This is a genomic window from Tenacibaculum sp. Cn5-46, from assembly GCF_022347705.1.
Lineage (GTDB): Bacteria > Bacteroidota > Bacteroidia > Flavobacteriales > Flavobacteriaceae > Polaribacter > Polaribacter aiptasiae.
In genome coordinates, this window is record NZ_JAKRGD010000006.1 from 171,561 (window position 1) to 191,592 (window position 20,032).

The following is a 20,032-nucleotide window of genomic DNA, read 5'->3' on the forward strand; positions in this document are numbered from 1 at the left end:
AAATGAAAACATTCGATTTAACAGAACACAGAAATTCAGTAATTGAATTATTAACAGCTCAATCAAGTTTGAGTACTCAATTTAGATCTGATTTAGAATCAGGAAAAGTAAGAGTTGTAAACAACAGCTCTATTTTAAGAAAACAAATTGTTCCTTCTGGAGGTCAAAAACAATTAATTGATTCAAATACCAAAAAGGTTGTTGGAGTTTCAGATTTTACAGACACCGTACTTCCTGATTCTGAAGTTTTAATTGTAGATGGAATTAGAATCGGTTATGCAACTCATTTAGAAACAGGAAAAGAAGCTGTTTTAAATTATAATGAAGCTTTTCCTGCATCAGTTAGAAATGCTGTGTTAAGAATTCGTCAAGAAGAAGATGTAAAATACACTACCTCTTTATCTGAATTAATTAATGTAAACAAAGATTTTGTAAATCTAGCTGATGAAATCTTCAATTTAAAAGTTCCTTTTGTTTTAACTGGAGGTTCTAACATCAAATTCGAAATCGAATATCCTGATGGAGCAGCACCTTTAAAAGATAAAAAAGAATACTTAGAAATTGTTTTCTCTGGATTTAAAGCTACTAGATAAGCAGCAATTCGTAATTATTAATTATAAAAGCCCATGCTTTTAAGTATGGGCTTTTTTTAAACTCTTTTAAGATGGCAAAATTAAAAACTAAAGTTATAAATATCACAATTAAAGAACGTGGTGATTTTGATTCTAAAGAATTGAAAATTGATAGTGGAAAGGTTGTAAAGTGTGCTTTATTTACAGATGCTGCTCCTGGTGAAATTGTAAATATTAAGATCGAGGATGCAAATAATAATGAAGAGCTTCATCCATTTGTTACTCACAAAGAATATCAACCTACAAATGGGAATCATTTTGACAGTAGAAAGGATATCCATTTTGATGGAAATAGAAGAATTAATGTTGTTGCCAAAGCTATAAAACCATTAGCCAAAGAGTTCACTTGTCAAATGATGTTTTATATAGATCAAGAACAACAATAGATGGAAAGAGGAAAATTTGTAGAAAGTAAGATTACAAGCGATGATAGTTTCTCACTTGCAAACTTACAAAACATCTACTTTAAAAATGTTGGGGCAACTGATGTAAGAATAGGATTATTTGTCTTAAAACCTGCCCAAGATAGATACATCAAAACAGGAAATACAACCTTAGACCAAACAAGTTTAGATATTAATTTTCTTGGAGGTTTAGGTAATGAACAAGATTTATATGTGAGCTATATAAAAATGCCTGATTGTACATGTGACTAATTTAATTACCACCGAATCAAAATGAAAAATACATTAGAAGAAATAGAAGCTTTTTTAAAAAGCAACCCAGCCAATTCTGTAGATATTTTCGATTATGAAAATCAAAATAAAAAATTCTACAAAAAGCTTTCTTATGCTGACTTACAAAGAGAAGGGTTTTCTTTTAAAGATTTAATCTCACAGTTACATTACACCTACACTTCTAATGTTTTAGGAGTACAAAAATTTAAGCCTAATGGTACATCCAATAGGAAAGTTGACTTTGTTATAAGAATTAACAATTCAACACAAAACAAAATGCCAGAGGAAGTGGTTCACGAAACAGCGCAAGGTGTATCAGAAAGTCAGCCAACTGTTACACCTCCTGTTTCTTCTTCAAATTATTACCCACAAAATCATAATAATATGAATACACCAGGAGGAATGAGCGCACCTATGGGAATGTCAATGCCTGAAGTTGTAAGATTAAATGTTGTAGAAGCAAAATATGAATCATTAAAAGAAAGATATGATGATTTAAAAGAAAAATACAACAAGCAAGAAAAAAAAGTTGATGATTTAGATTCTGAAAACAGAAAATTAAAAGGTGTAATTGAAATTGCAGACAAGGTAAAAGAGGTTGCTTTAGAAAAAGAAAAACTAAATAAGAAGCCAATCATTGACCCTGATATTATAAAATCTGCATTTGGTATGCTTGGTCAATACTTACCTAATAATCCAAGTGCTCCAGTAGGTATGGCAGCACCTGACATAACTGAGGGTTTATCAGAGAATAAAAAAGCTTTTGTTCATTTAATTAAATCGGACAATATAAGTGATGAGTTCGCTAATCAGCTATCGTTTTTAACCGTAGCTATGATGCGAGTAGCACCATTTAAAACTGAATTAGAAGAATTAATCAAAAAACATAATATCAAAGAATTAATACAATAATTATGGGAAATTTTAACGTAAAAGTATCAGGGAAGAACGTAGTAGATAAAATGAATAGACAGGAAGCTTTAGAAAAAATAGATAATCATGCTTCAACTGATGCATTAATGCTATTAGCTCAGATCATGGAAGAGAAACCAGGAGCAAGTGAAAAGTTTGTTCAGAATGGAGCAATATTAAAAAGCTTCATCTAAAAAAAATAAGTAGTAATGAAAAAAAATCAAGGAATGGGAAACCCTCTAGCAATTCCAGTAGCTGCAAGCGTAGTTAATTCTAAGGAAGGACAAAAGGCAATCGGTCAGGGAGTAAATGCTTTAAAAGTGGTATTCCTTGTTTTAGGTGTAGCAGCAGGGCTACGATATGTAAATATTCAATATAAAAAGCTACGAGCAAACAACTTTGCACGTGAAAACGCGGGAAATCCAAATTTAACAGCAGCAGCTATTATTTACGAATCATTTACTAGAATTGGTTTTCCTGATTCTAGCTTTTTAAGTATGCTAATCCCTTCAATTAATATTTCAACAGATGAAGCCGCTTTAAATGATATCGCAACTAGAGTTTCCAATGTAAAAGCGGTATCACATGCCTACTATATATTATTTGATCGGAATTTATTTACTGATATCCGTAAAGGACTAGGAACTGATGAAATAAAAACGTTTTGGGGCATTATTAATTCCAGTTCACAGAATGAAAATGTTAGCACTTTATACCCAATTGGTATAACGCTATACTGTGCTGATAAAAATGGTATTACCGTAAACAAGGCGGAAAAAGATAATGGAGTATGGAAAGGAACGGATGAGTATTACGATCAGTTGAAGTTTGGGGAAAAAGTCGGTAAAGTTATAGCAAACGGTGTATTTACTCATTCAGATAACAGGAAAGAAAACTACTACATCGTTGAGGATTACTTTTTTGCAATTCCTTTTACAAAAACAGGGGTTGTATTACAGCATCAAGTAACAAATAAAGAGATTTAAAAATGTTTAGAAAACAAGGTAAAATAATTGATGAAACTGGTATGGGAATACCTAATGTTCATGTATCAGTTGTAGGAAACCCTTCTATTGGAACTACTACCGATATAGATGGAAATTATTCTTTATTAGTAGGAAGTACAGCAAAATTGAACTTCTCGCATTTAGGAAAAGGAATTAAAATTATTCCAGTTGCTCAAGTTCCTAGTGTTTTAAAATTGGATGCCAATTTTGAAATGCTAGACGAGGTTGAAATAACACTTCCACCAAAAAAGAAAAGTTATTTAGGTTGGAAAATAGCAGGTATTACAGCAGCAACTTTAGGTTTTTTAGCCTTGTTATCAAGTAGTGATGAAGAAAAAAAAGAAAATAGGAACGTACAAAAAGTAGTTTTATAATGGCAAATTATGAGATTTTTAAAGCCTCAATTCAAAGTCATGAAGGAGGTTATCAGAATATCCCAACAGATTGGGGAAACTATAATTCTAAAGATGAATTAGTAGGTACAAATTTTGGGGTTTCAGCACGTTTTTATGAGCGTGTAATTGGTAGACCGCCAACACAACAGGACATGCTTAATATTACCCAACAAGAAGCTCATATTCTTTTTAAAAATGAGTTTTGGGATAAGGTCTTAGGAGATTACATAGACAGTCAAGAAGTGGCTGAAACTATTGCAGATCATGCAATAAATTCTCAGCCTTATAAAATTACAAAAATCGTTCAACGTGTTCTAAATAATGAGTTTGGAAAAAACTTAAAAGTAGATGGGCTTTTTGGTGCTAAAACTTTAGCTGCGGTTAATTCTGTAGACTATAAAAAGTTATTTATTGAAATTGGTTTAGCAAGAAAAGCATATTACGAAAGCCGTCCAGATTTTAATCATCATGGAAGAAGTTGGCTAAGAAGATTACGCTTGTTATCTGAAAAATTCAACATCGTAATTAAAAAAAAAGTAGCCTAATAATTACATCACTTCTTTTCCTGGGCATTGGTATTACAATTTATAGAATAAAACAAAACGAAAATGAACTTACTACAAGAAATGTTTGATATGCTTGGGATAAAACTAGGGTTATTATTAACTGGAGCAGTCTCGGGAATAATTGGAGCAAAAGCAGAAGATAAAAAAGGATTTTTTAATTATCTATTTCGTGCTTTTGGAGGAGCAACAACAACAACTTATTTAACTCCATTTTTAGTAGACATTTTAAACCTATCTGAAAACTCATCGTATGGTGTAGGTTTTTTGATTGGTTTAATCTCCATGAACCTAGTACAGTTACTTTTAAAACTAAGTTCCAATACTGAATTTGTAAAAAAGTTAATATTTAGAGAAAGATGAACAAAATAGCAACATTTAGCCTTTTTACATTATTGTTTTTGATGTTGATTTTAAACTTTAAGACTTGTAAAAAGAAAGAAGTAAAAACCACAGAAACAACTACAACTAACAAAGAGGTAAAACAAAGAATAGATAGTGTTTCACATGATACAATTATTCATAGAAAAGAATTTGTAGTGTATGATACTATTAGAAAAGTAATACTTGAATACGTTAAAAAGCCACTTAAAGAAAGTGAGGTTTTAAAAGAAGTTGTAAAAAGTAAAGACACTTTTAATCTTTCTAATGCCAAGGTTTATTCTACCATATTTTCTGAAGGAAAGGTTTTAAAACACGATCTAAAAGTAATTACTAACGATTCAATAATAACTAAGCTTATTGAACGAGAAACATTTACAGAAAACACCAAAAACACCCTGTTTTTAAATGTTAATCCATTGCTAAGCTTCAATAGTTCACTAATTGGAGCTGAGGCAAGTATTGATTATACCATTAAAAACAAATTTCGGATAGGTGCAGGAGTTGGATATATAGAACCAATAGGCGTAAAAGGAACTGCATATTTTAAAGTAAAAATAGGAATCCCATTAAATTAATGAAAATGGAAAAAGCAAAATTACCTAAGAAAAAACAAGAGCAAAAAGGATCATTCCCTACTGGAATATTAGCAACAATGGCAATTGCCATTTTTGGATATGCTCAATACACAAAGTTTATAAATTTTATTGATTCAGTAAGATTTAGAATTGTTTTAGTTCAAAAAAATGAACGTGATATCATAACATTTATTAGTCCTTTGAGTGGGCTTAATATTCCTTATAAGATTGAAAACATTGAACTGTTTTTAGATAATCATATTTGGAAAGTTCAAGGATCAGATTTGCATAAAAAAATCGTTGCAAATTCTCAGATTCCTATTTCTATTAAAGCTTATAGAACTGCTCAAAATAATACAGATCAGCCAATAATGGCTGTTACTTATTCTTTGTGTGGTTATACAGTTAAAAGAGGATATCAACCTGAAATAATTAGAAACGAGAATCAACAAAGACCTGGTGTAGAACTACCACAAGTTTCAAGACCTAATAATTATACACAAAAAAAGCCTTGTAGCTGTAAAAAACAATATTCATAATGAGTAGAGTAATTAAAATAAGTAAAGTAAATAATATTACCCTGGTAACTGTAGTTGAAAATGGAGATTCAAAAATAAGTTACTCATCAATTCGAAGAGTTGTTTCAAAAGAACCAGGTGGGGTAATAATAGAACCGAATTCAGAAGAGCCTGAATTCAATAACTTCTATATTCCTTTAGATGAATTAGAAGATACTTTTGGGGCAAAAGATGCTGATGGTTTAATAGCTGAATTTGCTGCACGAGGTTTTTTTAGTGGAGCTGCTAACTCAAATACTCCAGGTGCAAACATAAATCAAAATAATAAAATAAAAGTAATTGAATTACCAGGTATTATAGTACCTCCAAATACTTCTTTTGAAGATGCTCTAGCAACTCAATTAAATGAGTACTCAGATTTAGACGTAAAAGAAGATGAAATTTTAATAGTAAAAGTTGGTCGTTTTATTCAAGGAGGACCAGGACCAGGAGAAGGAAAATAATAAGTTTTAGAAAAGATTATGAATACATATATATTAAAAACTGGTAAAGGAAAATACGGAGTTGGTGGTAAACAAATTCAAGGTGTAGATTTAGTAAATATAAGCCAAGACCCGACTACGTTAGTTCAAATTTTAATTAATGAAAGATTTAATGATCTCCCTGATTTATCGATACTAAGAAGTATTACTCCACAGTTAATTGAAAAATGGAACGAAGGACAGTTTACAAAATCAGAAGTAAAGAAGCTAAAAACATTTATTTCATGGAGAAGTGTTTTAGTCTCATTTAATAATTTTAAAGATAAAACTAGTATCCCTCCTTTTCCTTGGACTAATGGTTCAAATATTGTAACATTAAAAAACTACAATAACGGATCAGTTTCAGGAAATTACTTATTGGTAAGTAGTGCTGTTTCATCAAATAATATTAATTGGATTTACCTTAAAGAAAGCAATAAAATTTCAATTCATTATTACGATGAAGAAAACGAAATTCCTGATGCTTTTATCCTGGAAAAAACTAACGAAATTGTTTTAGCAGGATATGTAGTTTATAAAGTAATTGGAGCAGCTCCAAACGCTAGATTTACCACCTTTACACCAGAGAAAGACGGTGCCTATTCTAAAAACATTCAAGTAAATTCTTTATAAAACAATGAAAAAAGTAATACTAGGAGCTATTGCAGGTATTGGAATTTATTCACTTGTAAAGTATAATAAAATCAAAGAATCTGCGGGGAAATTACAGTTAAAAATAAGTGGATTAAGTAACTTAGATGTAAGTATAAAACAGATCCGTTTTAACTTGTCTTTTAAAATAATCAATCCAACTGCTCAGTATATAGGAATCAATACTTATAAGCTGCTTAAACTGCACCAAATTAAGTTCTATAACAAAAGAAATAATGCCTATTTAGGTACTGCAAATGTTAATATTTCAAACATTCAAATACCAGGAAAAAAGGCCATTGAAATTAAAGATATCCCCACACTATTACCAGTTGAAAATCTTCTTTCAAATTTAGATTTATTCCAAGGCAATATTGAAGGAAAATTATTGATTAAACTTCAATTTGAATCATTAGGACAACACTTTGAATTAATAGCTTAAGAAATTTATGTTAGAATCACTTATACAGCAATACAACGAATTAGATAATACCAAAGTAACTAGAGTTTTCTTGGAATCTTTTTTAAAGAAATTATCAGTAGTAAAAAATACTACTGAAGAAGCTCGTTTTATACATGGTAAAATTCAAAACATATTAAAAGAGTTTCCAGACCAGGAGTTTTTTATTGAGCTATCAAAAAAGGTAAAACATGTAAATGTAAACCAACTCCAAGGAATGGGGATACCTTTATATTCCAAGCCTGTAAAAGATGTTGCCTTGGGAATGAATGGGAAAATCAATGCTGAAGATATTTATCAGATGATTACTGATAAAATGATTGATTTAATAGAGGAAGCAACTGGGCATGGATATGTAAAAAGATGGCAGGAAACAATTAACGAGTTTATGTACCCTGTAAATTTTATTTCCAAAAAACCATATAGAGGGATAAACCATGCTCTTTTAACAACTTTTGGAATGAAAAGTTTTGAGAACCCTTATTTTTTAACCTTTAAGCAAGTAGAAAAACTTAAAGGTAAAATTAAAAAAGGTTCAAAAAGTCATGAGGTAGTTTATTTTACAAAACTATTCATCTTTCAACAAGATGAACATAAGTTAAAAATTGGTACTTATGATGTAAAAAGATTTGTTACCTACATCAAAAAACATCAAAGTAAAATTAAACACTTTCAAAATGGAGGTAGTTTAGATTCTTTTATAAATAACTCAATCGTACCATTATTAAAATATTACCGAGTATTTAATGGAGCTGATATTGAGGGAATAGATTTTAAGTTAGATGAATATCGAAAAGAGTTTGCTAAAACGGATAAAGAAAAAATTACAACTGCTGAAGCAATTGTAAAAGCTTATCCAACTCCAAAACCACCTTTAAAACATGGTGGAGACCGTGCATATTATACACCGACTAAGGATTTTGTACAAATGCCTAAGTTAAATGATTTTGAAACTAAGGAAGATTACTATAGAACTTTATTTCATGAGTTTATTCATAGCACAGGACATAAAAAGAGATTAAATCGTTTTGTTCCTGGATCAAAGTTTGGAGATCCTGATTATGCAAAGGAAGAATTAGTGGCAGAATTTGGAGCTGTTTTTTTAAGTGCTGAAGCAGGTATTATGTGGCGTAATGATTCAAATCATGCAGAATACATAAAAGGATGGAAAAGAGCTTTAAAGCATTTAAAAGATGATAATAAATTGATTTTTAGAGCTAGTTCACAAGCACAAAAAGCAACTGATTTTATTTTACAACGTGATGAAGAAGGAGTTCCAAAGTATTTACATGGTTTATTAAAAACAGCATCCAAAAAAACACCAGGAACAACAAAAAAGAAAGCAGCTAGAAAAAAAGAAGTTGTAGGAATGAATGCTGCTGAAATCATTGTTGATTTACCTCCAGCTAAAGAAGTATTTATTACTTTACCACCCAAAAAGGAAACATTTGTTGCAACAGACATCAACAAAATTGCAACAAAACTGCAACAAAATGAATTTAAGCAGGATACTCCGCAACCCCCTATAAATACTGGGTTTTTACAAACTGTTGCAACAGACATCAACAAAAGTGCAACAAAATTGCAACAAAAACCCAACAAAATTGCAACAAAATTGCAACAAAATTTAGAGCCTGCAACAAAAGTGCAACAAAAGAAGAATCCATTTAAAACCTCTTATGAATTATTAAACTCTGAAGAAGCTCCTTCTGAATATTTCACTTTAAAGAATCAAGATTTATCTAAATTCTTAGGGAAAATTGAAAAGAAGAAAAGAGGTTCGTTAGTAATTACTTTAGATTCTGAAGAAGGTGGAGGAAAAACACACACAGCTTATCAATTTGCCAATGCTTTTGCTGAATCAGGATATAAAGGTGTAATATTTAGTTTTGAAGAAGGTGCAAACAATGAGCTTTCAAAATCAAAGCAGCGTAAATACTTTACTGAAGAAACACAAAAACTGGTTACAGTTGTTGAAGATAATGCAGACTTAACAAAAGAAGAAAACTTTAAATTAATCATTGATAACATTGATTACTTCGATTTAATTATAGTTGATAGTTGGGCTAAAGTTTTGGAGTTAAATAGTAGAGCTAAAATAGATAAGGACTTCCGAAAAAAATTTCATGGAAAAGTCTTTATGATTATCAATCAAAGAACCAAGGATGGTAAAATGAGAGGTGGATCTAATGTTGCTTATGATGGTGATATCATTTTAAAAGGTGTTGTAGATCGTGACGATTTTAAAAACAATTACATCTATAACCATAAAAACAGATACAACGATTATAACCCACTTTCTGATCTAAAGTATAGTCCATATTTTCAACAATTAATAAGTGAAGAAAAAGAGATTATTTTAGAATTATAATTCTTATATTGTATTTAAGTTTAAATGAGACGTCATTAAACTTTCTTTTTCATAGCAATTTTCCCACTCAATCTTAGAGTGGGTTTTTTATTTTTAATACTGTTGCAAAACTGTTAATGTCTGTTGCACTTTTGTTGCAGGCTCTAAATTTTGTTGCAATTTTGTTGCAATTTTGTTGGATTTTTGTTGATGTCTGTTGCAACAGTTTGCAAAAAACCCAGTGTTTATAGGGTTTTCGGAGTATCCTCCTTAAATTCATTTTGTTGGAGTTTTGTTGCAATTTTGTTGGAGTTTTGTTGCTGTTTTGTTACAATAAGGTGTTTTTTGTTGCTGATTTTGTTGCAAACTGTTGCTTTTTTGTTGGAACAAGGTGTTTTTTATTTTTACAATATTGTAATCACTTTTTTTAATAATTAAATTAAAGCTGCTTTTTCTGTTTCTAAAAAAAAAATAATTGTTTGTTTCTCCAATATAAACAATATCTTTTGAAGATTTAATTGTGTCATTTTTTGATTCAATTACAATTGTCTTATTTACTTTTCCTTTTAAAATCTCTTTTGCTTTAATTCTATTTACATTAAACGAATACAATAAAAATAATGAGATAATTATTAATATATAATAACTAATGTTTTTAGAATTTATTTGCTCATTATTATAGTTATGAATGATTATTGCAACATGAACTAATAATGACAATAACATTATAATAATGACAATCCAATTAGGTAAATAATAGCCTGTATGGGTTGAATAAATTGGTAAACCTAAAAAAAAGGCAGAAAGGAGAATTGAAATTTTAAAAAACTTGTTTTTCCTATTGAATTTAAAAAGTAAACCTTTAGTTGATTCCTTATTTTCATTTAAAGATTCGTCATAAACATTTATCGATCCTAATAAAACAATTATTAAAACCAAAGTTAAAACAAATGAAGTTATTGGTAAAAAACTAAATATAATTTCTTGTAGAGTTAAATAATTCTCTATATCAATATTAAAATAATCGTAAAAATGAAATTTGCTTGCATAACCAACACAAACTAAACCAAAATAAATTAATGTAATGTTCTCTCTAATTACTTCAATTTTTTTACCGCTCATAAAAGTTTTAAGTATGAATATTTTCCATTTTTCTCACTCAAATATATTGATAATTTTCATTATGATTTTATGTTAATGAACTTTTTCTAGCCTTTTAATTTAACTTATTAACTATAGTTTATCAAAAAATCATTCTATTCATTCCTTTTTTATATTTTTGATTTTCAACTAGTTGTTTATATATATCCTTAGACCCTTCATTATGAAATTGCCATACTCAAGTATGGCTTTTTTTTACAACCATATTTTTCTACTTTTGTTTTATGATTTTCCATTCTTTTTTATTAAGCTTAGGGTTCAGATATAGACCAGATATTGAGGTTCCTAAAGATATTTTACATTATGATTTTAAAAAAAGAACTATAACATATAGAGCTAAATCACATAAATTACACCCTCCATTAGAAATTTACAACTCTAATAATGAATTAATAGAATCATTTGATGACCTTTATCAATTATCTGACTGGATTAAATCTCTTGATTCTTAATTCTAATTTGTAGACATAAATACGATTCAGAATATTAATCTATTGAAAGATAATATCGTTTACTGTTTTTGAAAACCTTCTAAAAATCTTAATCACAAAATAACTTGTTATTAGAAAACCTACAATAAGTATCCCTTTAGTACCTATAGAATCATGCATAAGGGTTAAAATTCTAAACAATTTTCCTTTTTCATAAAATCCAATCATAAAAAATTTAAAATAGACCAAAAAAGTTATTAAAATTGTAATTAGAACCCAAATAATATTATTTTCATAAAGCAATTTTTTTAAACTACTCTCAATTTTAATACTTTTTTTTAATAATGTTTTGCCTGCTATGAATTCACCTATTTTATGTGCTAACTCTATGCTCTCAAAAATAAAACTGATTGTTTCATCATCTTCCCCTTTATACTTTAATTTTATCTTCTTGGAGTCTTCATTCATTTCAATTTTTTCTATCAAAGCATAATGAATATTACCATTAAGGGGTTTACTTGTATTCTTATCTATTATAGATTTCAATGAAATTTCATCTGTAAATTTTTCTGAACTAAACCATAATGAATTATCCTCCAATAGTAACGTCTTAGTAAATGAACCTTTTAAATTAATTAATTTATTAACCATACAATATTTTTTAACTAGATTGTTTAATCTAAAAATATTAGATGTAATAATATATAAAATGTTACGGTCACATGTAATACTTTTTTAACTTATCTCAACTATTTAATCAATTACTATATTATTATCTCTTGCATATATTTTAATTACCTCACAAGTTTCATAGTCCTCGTTTTCCAAAGCAATTTTCTTAATTCTAATTAAAGTACCTTTAGTAAGTGGCTCTTTCAAATTATATAAAAAAAACATTCTTTCTTTCTTTGAATGTCGACTTCTTATAACCTTAGAGGTTAAATATGCTAAACTATTTTGAGCTTTACTATATAATTCATTGATTTCATTTAAACTCATGTTTTTATTTTAAATTTACAATAATTATTTATAATAAACTTCAAACTTTTAAACCTTTAAGAACCTATTTTATTAAGATAACAAACCTTTATCTTGAATTTTACTTTATAATTAAATAGGTATTATTCAGTGAAAATAATTTTAAATCAACTTCATAGCTATTTATATCATCAAATAAGTTTTTCAAATACTGGAATTTGTAATATAAATCTTAACATCTAATTAATCTTTTATTTACTTATTTAACGAGTAAAGTTTATAGTTTTATCTCGTGTTTATTATTACAAAGAGATTTGAATTAATTATTTTATAATATTGCCATGTTTTAAACATGGCTTTTTATATTATTAATTACTCATAATTATTTGTATTTTAGTTACATGAATTTTATTTTTATTGAAAAAAAACGTTTAAATGATTTTTACGAGTTTTTTGAAAATCATCCATATTCATCAAAAATTTATTTGCAAGTTTATCCGGTAACTGTTGATGTATATAGAGTAGTTTTTAAACTTCGTTTCAAAAATGATACTGTTCTTCTTGAAAACTTCACTCATTTAATTAATAAAATAGATAAATTTAAAATACCTTAACTCTAATATAGTTAATAATTTAATTTTTCTTTAACCTTTATTTTACTTGATTAATACTATTCATCTTTAATTTTATGGACATATAATAAATAGGGGTTATATATTATATCTAAAAAGAAAAGAAGTATCCTAGGGGTAGATTACTTCTTTTCTTTTTTTAGTTCTTAAAATATGAAAACTATAGTTTTTTATGTATTTATACTATATTTGGATAACCGCCATAATTAAAAGAAAAATAACCGCAATGCCTATATTTGGGCGTTGCATGCAACCAAGAAGAAAAAAATAAATGCCGAAATATAAAAAGACAAATATTACAGCAAAACTTGGAGTCAACTATGTAAAAAACATTGTTGAAGAATCAGGTTGTATTTTTCATAAAATAGAGCAAGAAAATGATTTAGGAATTGACGGAATAATTGAATTCATAAGAGATGAAAAACCAGCAAACAAAAGCATTGCTCTTCAAATAAAATCAGGATTATCATATTTCAACGAGAAGAATAAAGAATGTATAATTCCAGTAAAAAGCCATTTTGAATACTGGAGTAAATATCCATTGCCAGTTTTTGGACTGGTTTATATTCATGAATTAAAAAAAGGATATTGGGTAGATATAAAAAAGTACTTTGAAGCAAATGGGAAAGTTTCAATAATTAAATATCCAGCAAATAGAACTAATGAATTCGATTTACTAAATTTTAATAGAATCTTTCTCCCTTTTAATCTAAATGAAGTACCTGTTATTCCATTTGAAGAAGCTCTTTCATTCTTTGAATCTGAACATAATGCCGAATTCACTTTGGGAATGGTTGTTCTATTTCGCAAATATGTGAACGAAAGAAAAGTATGGGAATTATTCATAAAACTGGTGAAACAAAAACAAGCTGAAGAAATTCCGAATAGCTTGATTTATTATTTAGCTCATATTCCTTGGCATCCCGATATTTGGTATAGAGGAGACACAATAAGTGAGGAAATTAAAGAATATGCATTAAGTGAAATTAACCAATTTGATAAAGAAATGGTAGTCAAGCTTCTTTCACTAATTGACGAAGAAACAGGAATAACAAGAGGTACTATTGGTCAATCAGTAGAAGCAATAATATCTAAAGTGGGGAACATTAATACAATATTAGAAAGTATAATGCTTGATGAAAACATCGAACTGTCTATTAAACATAGTTCCGCTTTGATTTATGCTTATTATAAAGCAGAAAAGAGTTCATATTTTTTGAGCAAATTGGAAATAAAAGAATCTTGGTTTATACCAGAGATTGTAAATCAAATAAAGGAATATAAATGGATAAACCCGTATGGGTGAAAAAGAAAAAAGGCAGTATGCAACAATGGCTAAAACGGCAATAGCTCCCATTCGGTCGCTACTGCGTTTAGCCGAGACCATTAGCACCAATCAAAAAAAATGAGTAGTACAATAAATTCAAAAGAGCAAAAAATACTTTGGGGAAGAGCTGCTGCCAGATGCTCAATGTCGGATTGTCGTAGAAAACTTACTTTTGATAAATCCGATGTTACTGATTCTGTTACACTTGGTGAAATGTGTCACATTGTTGGCGAAAAAAACAATGCAAAATCGCCTAGAGGAATAAGCAAATTGCCGATTGAGGAAAGAAATAAATACTCTAATTTAATTTTACTCTGTTCTCATCATCATAAAATTATTGATAAAGACGAAGATAATTGGCCAATTGAAATACTTCATCAAATAAAGGATGAACACGAACTATGGGTTGAAGAATCATTAACTTCAACTTCCGTAACACCTGAAAATTTAGTGTACTCTAATATTATTGATAATTTAAATTCTTATTTAAAGTTAGACCAATATAATTGGTATATAGGCAATGCTGTTCGGAATATAATTCATAATGATTTAATAGATGCGGGAGATTATATAGAAGAAAGATTATTAGCAACTGATTGGCCTGAAGCAAATAAAGAATTAGAAGAATCTATAAAAGATATGATGGAATCCTTTTCTAAATATATTCATCATTTTCTTAAACACGCTACAAATTCAGCTCCAGATTTTGAATTTTACAAGGAAGATACCAGTTACAAACAAATCTTTCCCAATCCTAATTATCATTTTATATCTCAAAGAAATATGTTGTGGGCAAAAAAGAATTTTTTCTTATTGTCCGACTACATTATTAAGCTTAACGCTTTTGTAAAAAATGTGAGAAAAGATTTTAACCCTTTATTTCATCTTAAAAGAGGGAAGTTTTTAATAGTAGATGACTTTGGAATGTATCACGGAGGAGTCTCAACAATAGTTCTACCCCAAAAAAAGGAAGTAGACAAATGGTTGGATAAAATAAATCTTGAAATCGAAAAATTCGAAACTGAAAATAAAAAGACAGGTGCTAACAAGGTATAAAAAACATAAGGCAATTTAGGCTTTCCGTAAGATCTGTGTTTATTTACAAAATCACCAAATATAAAATTTGGCGTTTACGAAAATGATAAAAGCAAAATATTTATATTTGGTTTAGTACCAATCCGAAACGTATCGCTTATCAACTGCCCTACGTTTCTTACACTAAACATTGACAGTCATAAAATGAAATCGAAAACTATAGTATTTAAAATAAAAAAATCAACACTTGTTAGGTGTTGATCTGTGGAAAGTAAAAATTATTGATAGGTTTATTTACTTCTAATTTTTCCTATAATGTCCCTTTACGTATACTCTTTTTCCTGATTTTGTTTTTCTAAAGTAACCTTTAACATAATTAGATTTCGTAGAACCAGAATACCCTTTATTTTCGCTTTTATATTTTAAATAATTAAGAGCTGATGAGTCCTCCAGTTTTAACACAAAACTATCCAAATACCCTATTTTATTTTTATATTTAACTTTATAAGCCCCTATTTCTTTTCCTATAATTTTTATTTTTTGTCCTTCTTTTATAGTATCAATTGTCTCTCCAAATTTTTTCTTCTTTAAATGAAGTTTTGAATATTTACTTCTTTTTTTTACTGTTAAAATAAAGCCTTCATTTCTAATTTCAGTATTAATTTGCTCTTTTAATTCTAGGATTTTGTCATTTAATAAATTTATTTCAGCTCCTAGATTATTAATTTTTAAGTTCTCTTGACTATGAGCAACTGTACATAATAGAAAAAAAATAATGAATATTTTCTTAATCATAAATATTGAATTAAAATGCATAAATTATTATTTAAATATATTGATTAAAAAATGTATTTTAAGACAATATATCGAAGACACTTTTTATTTTTAGTAGATTGAATAACGATAGAGTTTTCAATCTTACGAAGGTAAACTAAAATTAAAACTTAACTCTACGGAAAACCGTACTAAAAGTAATGTTTTACCATATTTTATTAAGGTTAAATTTCGCTGATGAAATTTGTATTAAAAATCTATTGAATAAACAATATATTTGTAGAGATACGTCGAGTTAGATTTAGAAAATAATAACTTTAAATCACATTTATAATTAAAAAATTATAAGAAAAAATATTATGAAAAATAAATATATTTTTGAATTCTGGAATAATGGAGAAGTAATTGATTCAAAAACTTCTGAATTACCATTGTTACTTCCAACAATTGGACAATCAATAGCAATTATGAGTTGGGAAAATCCTAATTATTCAGAAAAAAGGAATTGGTGGAAAGTTATTGATATAACCCAAGGTGTTTGGACCAATGAAGAAAAAACAATTTTGACTCAAAAAATAATGATAGATTTAACTCCTGATCCTAAAAATGGATTGTTTAAATCTGATAGCGAATATGACACTTTTAATTATGATAACATAGAATAAAACTTTAATTTTTCAAGTTTAAAATAAAAAACACTCTAAGAATGAGTTCAAAAGTTCTTAAGTTTTAATTGCAATTTATAAAACTAGAGCTTGAGACTAGTAAGGAAACTCGTAAAATAAGTAAGGAAAATCTATAGTTTTTGATTTCATTTTAGAACTAACTATCAACGATTAGTATAAGAAACGTAGGGTAGATGATAAGCGATATGCTTCGAATTGGTACTAAGCCAAATATAAATAAGCAGAGACTTTCAATTTAAGCGTAAACTGCCCTATGTTTTTTATACATTGTTAGCTGTAGTCTTTTTTACAATGGGATTCTTTCTAATAATTCACCAATCAACATCATTTTGAATAATTTACAATTGACATTATTAGATTCAAGATGTTCTTTCATTTCCATTATTTTTTCATCTGTAACTCTTGTACCAAAGGTTATTGACTTAATAAAATCTTCGCTAATAGGTACATCCGTAAAAAGTTGATCTGTTTGATTAGATGCTATTAAAGATTTCTCTTTAGTTTGAAAATTATGTTCAAATTTTATGTTCCCGAAATTTTCTGAATACATTAATCTATACTCTTCTTCATAATTCCAAATTGACCTTTTAGAAAAAATTACATCTTGAATCATCAAATCTCTAATTTCTGGAGTTTCTCCATATAAAAGTACGTCTAACGAATTTGTCTTTGGATATAAATTCTCATGATAATCAACTCTTCCTTCTCTTAAACCATGTGGCTTATTAATGTATAAATTAGATAATTCTATAACACAACCATAATGTTGATCTCCATAATGAGCCCACATTAATTTATTATCAAACTTAGCTGTAACACAAAGTATTCTAAATACTCTTATTAATCCCTTATTAATATATTCCCTATAGTCGGCTTCAGGATTACTTACTAAATTAAGAACATCATCTACTATATTCGATGAATTAAAAGTATTTCGCTCAATAGATAATCGAATCATTGCGATAAGCATATGAGATATAGGTTTTAATTTTTCATAATCTATATCTACATTTTCATCTTTTGCAATCTTTTCAAGAATTTCCAAATATTCACGATTCGCCTTTTCAAAACTTTCTTTAGAATAAGGAACAAATTGACATTCTTCGATATCATTAAATTTTAAAGGACTTGACCATCTAATGGTTTTGTTTTCAATAATGAGTTTTGTAGTGTCAAATGTTGTGTATTTGAAGTAATTCATTTTTTGGGATATTTCTGTATATGATTACAGCTAACGCCCAAATATAGGCATTGCGGTTATTTTTCTTTTAATTATGGCGGTTATCCAAATATAGTATTCGTTATAATTTTGAGTTTTCGAATGTAAAGCAAAAATGAATTTTATTTCTACGTAAAACCATACTAAAAGTAAGGTTTTTACCCTATTTTTATTTGGATTAAAATCCTCTTGTATACTCTAACTTATCAACATTTTTAAAACTTATAGTTTAATTTATAAAAATACAGTCAATATGAAAATCATATTGACTGTTGATTAAAAATAATTTTTTAATTCTTTTTTTGTAACTAAAACTACTTTAACTATCGATATAAAGTAGTTTTAGTTTTAACCTTTAAAGGCACGTATTTAGTTCCTTTTGAAGTTTTAACTTTTACTCTAATTGTTTTTGTTGATGTTTTTGTTATTTTAGACATCTTAAATACTTATTTAATTAAATGGATTTGGACTTTCCAAATCTTCTTTAAGGATACTTGGCAGAGTATCCTTTTTTTTAAATCAAAATTTATAGGGTAATAGGGCTGTAAAAAGTTAGAGAGGTACTAACACAAATATACTCTGAATTTCCATAATTATAAAGCATTGATTATTAACAAATTCCTTAAACTTATCAACATATAATTTATTTTACTTATTTGTTAAATGTTTTATATAAAAAAAACACTTCATCTGAAGTGTTTTTAAATGGATGGAAATTTTTTGAATAAAAATTATTTTTTTTCCTCTGTAATTATATTGTCAGATTCAGACATTATTTCCTTAGGGTCAATTATAGGCAGTACTAAGTTAATAGGTAAACTTGCCATTTTATAAGCAAGCATTCCTCTAGTAGACCCAATAGTTTGTGATAAAAGAAAAGTTGTTAATCGATCATCAATATCAATAATTTTGTTTTCTTTATCAAATTTAAATTCTTTATCTGTGTAATTTATAATATCAAATATAGTATCGGTTTCTAAATGAATAAATTCAATATCGAGTGAAAGATGTTTAAAAACAACAGAAAAACTTATTGATAATAAATCTTTATCACTTAAGTAATTAAACTTAAATGCAAGTGTAAGGCCAATTTCTTTCTCAGAAAAATTATTAATTATTTCATCATTTAATTTATTAGAAAAAGAAATTTCTTTAATTTCTACAATTCTTACTATAACATCATTTTTGTTTTTTTTAGCATTCATTATAAGTTAAATAAGCTTTTATTTTATTGGTTTTTTTTGATTTGATAGAATAAAAATCAACTTCTTTAATCTCAGTTTCAGGAAAATATTTATGATTATGACTAAGTGGTAAATAGAACATTTTGAATTTTTCTTTTTCCACAAGTTTTTTTTCCTCTTTGGGTATTTCTAAAAGTTTGGCCTCTAAAATATCTTCTATTCTAGCGATGGTTTTAAGAGTAAAATTATGTGACCCAGCTAACCATTTGCTTACTTCAGATTCATTTTTACCTAATTTTTTAGCTAAAGTTTTTTGATCCATATTATTCTGATCTAATAAGAAATGAATTCTTTCAGAAAGATCAAATGTATAACCAACAAATATTTCAACATATCTGTTTCTAGTTTTTCTTATTTTATTTAAAATACTGCTTTTTTTCATTTCTAAATATAAAATTTTAATCCACCTTTTAATTTTTTACCTCTAATTTCAATACTATTAGAGATTAATCTCGAATACAAAAAACGATCTATTAATCGTAGGGTTTCTACGTAATTATTTAAAGTTGGGTCTTCATTATAAGTTCTGGTGTTTTTTATTCCTCCGTTACCTAAAATTACTATGTTTTCATTTAGTCTAATACAATATAATCTTAAATTATTACTTATCATGTTTTGTGGAAGCTCAGCTAAATTATCTTTTATTTTACCTGCTCTTCTAAAATACCTTTCATGAGCTCCATTGTTACCTATTTTCTCAATTAAGGTAATCATAATTTGTAAATCTTCAATTATTTCATCATCATATTTTGAAGTGTCTGAAAAATTACTAAAAAAAGTTTCAGCTTCTGATAATTCGTTATTTTTAAATTTTAGAGTATAATAATTTACTTTGTCATATTCTTCAAACAATTCTAGTATGACTTCTTTTCTTTTATTCACTTTTAAGTTAAGGCAAAT

General features: G+C 27.7%; 28 protein-coding genes. 20 read left to right on the forward strand and 8 right to left on the reverse strand.

The window, feature by feature from the left end:
- Nucleotides 1-2: 2 nt before the first annotated feature.
- The 15 genes from MHN29_RS13350 to MHN29_RS13420 all read left to right on the forward strand — a co-directional run bounded on the left by MHN29_RS13350 (nt 3) and on the right by MHN29_RS13420 (nt 9,666).
- Nucleotides 3-593, forward strand: a complete 591-nt coding sequence (locus tag MHN29_RS13350; protein ID WP_235275059.1) for a hypothetical protein — start codon at nt 3-5, stop codon at nt 591-593.
- A gap of 71 nt (nt 594-664) precedes the next feature.
- Nucleotides 665-1,018 (forward strand): TRAM domain-containing protein, encoded by a 354-nt coding sequence (locus MHN29_RS13355; protein ID WP_235275060.1) that lies wholly within the window; start codon nt 665-667, stop codon nt 1,016-1,018.
- On the forward strand, nt 1,019-1,288 hold the full coding sequence (locus MHN29_RS13360; protein WP_235275061.1) for a hypothetical protein: 270 nt from the start codon (nt 1,019-1,021) through the stop codon (nt 1,286-1,288). It abuts the gene before it with no gap.
- Between the two features lie 21 nt (nt 1,289-1,309).
- A complete protein-coding gene (locus MHN29_RS13365; protein WP_235275062.1) occupies nt 1,310-2,221 on the forward strand; it encodes a hypothetical protein in 912 nt (303 codons plus the stop codon).
- A 2-nt stretch (nt 2,222-2,223) separates the two neighbouring features.
- Nucleotides 2,224-2,415, forward strand: coding sequence for a hypothetical protein (locus tag MHN29_RS13370; RefSeq protein ID WP_235275063.1), 192 nt, complete (start codon nt 2,224-2,226; stop codon nt 2,413-2,415).
- 33 nt (nt 2,416-2,448) lie between these two features.
- Nucleotides 2,449-3,207, forward strand: coding sequence for a hypothetical protein (locus MHN29_RS13375; protein WP_235275064.1), 759 nt, complete (start codon nt 2,449-2,451; stop codon nt 3,205-3,207).
- A 2-nt stretch (nt 3,208-3,209) separates the two neighbouring features.
- Nucleotides 3,210-3,602, forward strand: coding sequence for a carboxypeptidase-like regulatory domain-containing protein (locus tag MHN29_RS13380; RefSeq protein WP_235275065.1), 393 nt, complete (start codon nt 3,210-3,212; stop codon nt 3,600-3,602).
- A complete protein-coding gene (locus tag MHN29_RS13385) occupies nt 3,602-4,168 on the forward strand; it encodes a glycoside hydrolase family 108 protein (RefSeq protein ID WP_235275066.1) in 567 nt (188 codons plus the stop codon). The genes MHN29_RS13380 and MHN29_RS13385 overlap by 1 nt, the downstream gene beginning before the upstream one ends.
- Before the next feature lie 63 nt (nt 4,169-4,231).
- Nucleotides 4,232-4,549 carry a hypothetical protein gene (locus MHN29_RS13390; protein WP_235275067.1) on the forward strand — a complete coding sequence of 106 codons (318 nt, stop codon included), beginning with the start codon at nt 4,232-4,234 and terminating at the stop codon, nt 4,547-4,549.
- Nucleotides 4,546-5,145, forward strand: a complete 600-nt coding sequence (locus MHN29_RS13395) for a hypothetical protein (RefSeq protein ID WP_235275068.1) — start codon at nt 4,546-4,548, stop codon at nt 5,143-5,145. The genes MHN29_RS13390 and MHN29_RS13395 overlap by 4 nt, the downstream gene beginning before the upstream one ends.
- Before the next feature lie 5 nt (nt 5,146-5,150).
- Entirely contained in the window at nt 5,151-5,684 is a 534-nt protein-coding gene (locus MHN29_RS13400; protein ID WP_235275069.1) for a hypothetical protein, read from the forward strand.
- On the forward strand, nt 5,684-6,166 hold the full coding sequence (locus tag MHN29_RS13405) for a hypothetical protein (RefSeq protein ID WP_235275070.1): 483 nt from the start codon (nt 5,684-5,686) through the stop codon (nt 6,164-6,166). Before MHN29_RS13400 ends, MHN29_RS13405 begins: the two co-directional genes overlap by 1 nt.
- An 18-nt stretch (nt 6,167-6,184) precedes the next feature.
- Nucleotides 6,185-6,817: a hypothetical protein gene (locus tag MHN29_RS13410; protein ID WP_235275071.1), complete on the forward strand. Its 633-nt coding sequence runs from the start codon at nt 6,185-6,187 to the stop codon at nt 6,815-6,817.
- Between the two features lie 4 nt (nt 6,818-6,821).
- Nucleotides 6,822-7,277 (forward strand): hypothetical protein, encoded by a 456-nt coding sequence (locus tag MHN29_RS13415; protein ID WP_235275072.1) that lies wholly within the window; start codon nt 6,822-6,824, stop codon nt 7,275-7,277.
- Nucleotides 7,278-7,284: 7 nt separating this feature from the next.
- Nucleotides 7,285-9,666: a zincin-like metallopeptidase domain-containing protein gene (locus MHN29_RS13420; protein WP_235275073.1), complete on the forward strand. Its 2,382-nt coding sequence runs from the start codon at nt 7,285-7,287 to the stop codon at nt 9,664-9,666.
- Between the two features lie 255 nt (nt 9,667-9,921).
- Here MHN29_RS13420 and MHN29_RS13425 read toward each other — a convergent pair whose 3' ends face one another.
- Entirely contained in the window at nt 9,922-10,767 is an 846-nt protein-coding gene (locus MHN29_RS13425) for a hypothetical protein (RefSeq protein ID WP_235275074.1), read from the reverse strand.
- A 263-nt stretch (nt 10,768-11,030) separates the two neighbouring features.
- On the opposite strand from MHN29_RS13425, the gene MHN29_RS13430 reads away from it, so the two are divergent.
- The gene (locus MHN29_RS13430; protein ID WP_235275075.1) at nt 11,031-11,258 is read left to right on the forward strand and encodes a hypothetical protein; all 228 of its coding nucleotides are present in this window, start codon (nt 11,031-11,033) and stop codon (nt 11,256-11,258) included.
- A 39-nt stretch (nt 11,259-11,297) separates the two neighbouring features.
- Here MHN29_RS13430 and MHN29_RS13435 read toward each other — a convergent pair whose 3' ends face one another.
- Nucleotides 11,298-11,888 carry a hypothetical protein gene (locus MHN29_RS13435; RefSeq protein ID WP_235275076.1) on the reverse strand — a complete coding sequence of 197 codons (591 nt, stop codon included), beginning with the start codon at nt 11,886-11,888 and terminating at the stop codon, nt 11,298-11,300.
- 102 nt (nt 11,889-11,990) lie between these two features.
- On the reverse strand, nt 11,991-12,236 hold the full coding sequence (locus MHN29_RS13440; RefSeq protein WP_235275077.1) for a hypothetical protein: 246 nt from the start codon (nt 12,234-12,236) through the stop codon (nt 11,991-11,993).
- Nucleotides 12,237-12,616: 380 nt separating this feature from the next.
- Here MHN29_RS13440 and MHN29_RS13445 point away from each other — a divergent pair, with 380 nt between their 5' ends.
- From MHN29_RS13445 to MHN29_RS13455, 3 genes are all read left to right on the forward strand, one after another.
- On the forward strand, nt 12,617-12,829 hold the full coding sequence (locus MHN29_RS13445; protein ID WP_235275078.1) for a hypothetical protein: 213 nt from the start codon (nt 12,617-12,619) through the stop codon (nt 12,827-12,829).
- Between the two features lie 289 nt (nt 12,830-13,118).
- A complete protein-coding gene (locus MHN29_RS13450) occupies nt 13,119-14,153 on the forward strand; it encodes a DUF4365 domain-containing protein (RefSeq protein ID WP_235275079.1) in 1,035 nt (344 codons plus the stop codon).
- Nucleotides 14,154-14,252: 99 nt separating this feature from the next.
- A complete protein-coding gene (locus tag MHN29_RS13455) occupies nt 14,253-15,230 on the forward strand; it encodes a hypothetical protein (RefSeq protein ID WP_235275080.1) in 978 nt (325 codons plus the stop codon).
- Nucleotides 15,231-15,509: 279 nt separating this feature from the next.
- Here MHN29_RS13455 and MHN29_RS13460 read toward each other — a convergent pair whose 3' ends face one another.
- Complete coding sequence (locus MHN29_RS13460) at nt 15,510-16,004, reverse strand: hypothetical protein (protein WP_235275081.1); 495 nt, start codon at nt 16,002-16,004, stop codon at nt 15,510-15,512.
- Nucleotides 16,005-16,342: 338 nt separating this feature from the next.
- On the opposite strand from MHN29_RS13460, the gene MHN29_RS13465 reads away from it, so the two are divergent.
- Entirely contained in the window at nt 16,343-16,648 is a 306-nt protein-coding gene (locus tag MHN29_RS13465) for a hypothetical protein (RefSeq protein ID WP_235275082.1), read from the forward strand.
- 307 nt (nt 16,649-16,955) lie between these two features.
- Here the strand turns inward: MHN29_RS13465 and MHN29_RS13470 are convergent, their stop codons facing one another.
- From MHN29_RS13470 to MHN29_RS13485, 4 genes are all read right to left on the reverse strand, one after another.
- Nucleotides 16,956-17,870 (reverse strand): DUF2971 domain-containing protein, encoded by a 915-nt coding sequence (locus tag MHN29_RS13470; RefSeq protein WP_235275083.1) that lies wholly within the window; start codon nt 17,868-17,870, stop codon nt 16,956-16,958.
- Between the two features lie 749 nt (nt 17,871-18,619).
- The gene (locus tag MHN29_RS13475; protein ID WP_235275084.1) at nt 18,620-19,093 is read right to left on the reverse strand and encodes a hypothetical protein; all 474 of its coding nucleotides are present in this window, start codon (nt 19,091-19,093) and stop codon (nt 18,620-18,622) included.
- Nucleotides 19,083-19,514, reverse strand: coding sequence for a helix-turn-helix transcriptional regulator (locus tag MHN29_RS13480; RefSeq protein WP_235275085.1), 432 nt, complete (start codon nt 19,512-19,514; stop codon nt 19,083-19,085). The genes MHN29_RS13475 and MHN29_RS13480 overlap by 11 nt, the downstream gene beginning before the upstream one ends.
- Before the next feature lie 2 nt (nt 19,515-19,516).
- On the reverse strand, nt 19,517-20,014 hold the full coding sequence (locus MHN29_RS13485; RefSeq protein ID WP_235275086.1) for a hypothetical protein: 498 nt from the start codon (nt 20,012-20,014) through the stop codon (nt 19,517-19,519).
- Between the last annotated feature and the right edge of the window lie 18 nt (nt 20,015-20,032).

What these genes read in the sequence shown, in the direction of transcription:
- MHN29_RS13420 (WP_235275073.1), top strand. Translation starts at nt 7,285, where the DNA reads ATGTTAGAATCACTTATACAGCAATACAACGAATTAGATAATACCAAA.
- MHN29_RS13405 (WP_235275070.1), top strand. Translation starts at nt 5,684, where the DNA reads ATGAGTAGAGTAATTAAAATAAGTAAAGTAAATAATATTACCCTGGTA.
- MHN29_RS13385 (WP_235275066.1), top strand. Translation starts at nt 3,602, where the DNA reads ATGGCAAATTATGAGATTTTTAAAGCCTCAATTCAAAGTCATGAAGGA.
- MHN29_RS13430 (WP_235275075.1), top strand. Translation starts at nt 11,031, where the DNA reads ATGATTTTCCATTCTTTTTTATTAAGCTTAGGGTTCAGATATAGACCA.
- MHN29_RS13360 (WP_235275061.1), top strand. Translation starts at nt 1,019, where the DNA reads ATGGAAAGAGGAAAATTTGTAGAAAGTAAGATTACAAGCGATGATAGT.
- MHN29_RS13475 (WP_235275084.1), bottom strand. Translation starts at nt 19,093, where the DNA reads ATGAATGCTAAAAAAAACAAAAATGATGTTATAGTAAGAATTGTAGAA.
- MHN29_RS13415 (WP_235275072.1), top strand. Translation starts at nt 6,822, where the DNA reads ATGAAAAAAGTAATACTAGGAGCTATTGCAGGTATTGGAATTTATTCA.
- MHN29_RS13395 (WP_235275068.1), top strand. Translation starts at nt 4,546, where the DNA reads ATGAACAAAATAGCAACATTTAGCCTTTTTACATTATTGTTTTTGATG.
- MHN29_RS13375 (WP_235275064.1), top strand. Translation starts at nt 2,449, where the DNA reads ATGGGAAACCCTCTAGCAATTCCAGTAGCTGCAAGCGTAGTTAATTCT.
- MHN29_RS13350 (WP_235275059.1), top strand. Translation starts at nt 3, where the DNA reads ATGAAAACATTCGATTTAACAGAACACAGAAATTCAGTAATTGAATTA.
- MHN29_RS13400 (WP_235275069.1), top strand. Translation starts at nt 5,151, where the DNA reads ATGGAAAAAGCAAAATTACCTAAGAAAAAACAAGAGCAAAAAGGATCA.
- MHN29_RS13410 (WP_235275071.1), top strand. Translation starts at nt 6,185, where the DNA reads ATGAATACATATATATTAAAAACTGGTAAAGGAAAATACGGAGTTGGT.
- MHN29_RS13365 (WP_235275062.1), top strand. Translation starts at nt 1,310, where the DNA reads ATGAAAAATACATTAGAAGAAATAGAAGCTTTTTTAAAAAGCAACCCA.
- MHN29_RS13465 (WP_235275082.1), top strand. Translation starts at nt 16,343, where the DNA reads ATGAAAAATAAATATATTTTTGAATTCTGGAATAATGGAGAAGTAATT.
- MHN29_RS13370 (WP_235275063.1), top strand. Translation starts at nt 2,224, where the DNA reads ATGGGAAATTTTAACGTAAAAGTATCAGGGAAGAACGTAGTAGATAAA.
- MHN29_RS13355 (WP_235275060.1), top strand. Translation starts at nt 665, where the DNA reads ATGGCAAAATTAAAAACTAAAGTTATAAATATCACAATTAAAGAACGT.
- MHN29_RS13455 (WP_235275080.1), top strand. Translation starts at nt 14,253, where the DNA reads ATGAGTAGTACAATAAATTCAAAAGAGCAAAAAATACTTTGGGGAAGA.
- MHN29_RS13425 (WP_235275074.1), bottom strand. Translation starts at nt 10,767, where the DNA reads ATGAGCGGTAAAAAAATTGAAGTAATTAGAGAGAACATTACATTAATT.
- MHN29_RS13480 (WP_235275085.1), bottom strand. Translation starts at nt 19,514, where the DNA reads ATGAAAAAAAGCAGTATTTTAAATAAAATAAGAAAAACTAGAAACAGA.
- MHN29_RS13390 (WP_235275067.1), top strand. Translation starts at nt 4,232, where the DNA reads ATGAACTTACTACAAGAAATGTTTGATATGCTTGGGATAAAACTAGGG.
- MHN29_RS13450 (WP_235275079.1), top strand. Translation starts at nt 13,119, where the DNA reads ATGCCGAAATATAAAAAGACAAATATTACAGCAAAACTTGGAGTCAAC.
- MHN29_RS13470 (WP_235275083.1), bottom strand. Translation starts at nt 17,870, where the DNA reads ATGAATTACTTCAAATACACAACATTTGACACTACAAAACTCATTATT.
- MHN29_RS13435 (WP_235275076.1), bottom strand. Translation starts at nt 11,888, where the DNA reads ATGGTTAATAAATTAATTAATTTAAAAGGTTCATTTACTAAGACGTTA.
- MHN29_RS13380 (WP_235275065.1), top strand. Translation starts at nt 3,210, where the DNA reads ATGTTTAGAAAACAAGGTAAAATAATTGATGAAACTGGTATGGGAATA.
- MHN29_RS13460 (WP_235275081.1), bottom strand. Translation starts at nt 16,004, where the DNA reads ATGATTAAGAAAATATTCATTATTTTTTTTCTATTATGTACAGTTGCT.
- MHN29_RS13445 (WP_235275078.1), top strand. Translation starts at nt 12,617, where the DNA reads ATGAATTTTATTTTTATTGAAAAAAAACGTTTAAATGATTTTTACGAG.
- MHN29_RS13440 (WP_235275077.1), bottom strand. Translation starts at nt 12,236, where the DNA reads ATGAGTTTAAATGAAATCAATGAATTATATAGTAAAGCTCAAAATAGT.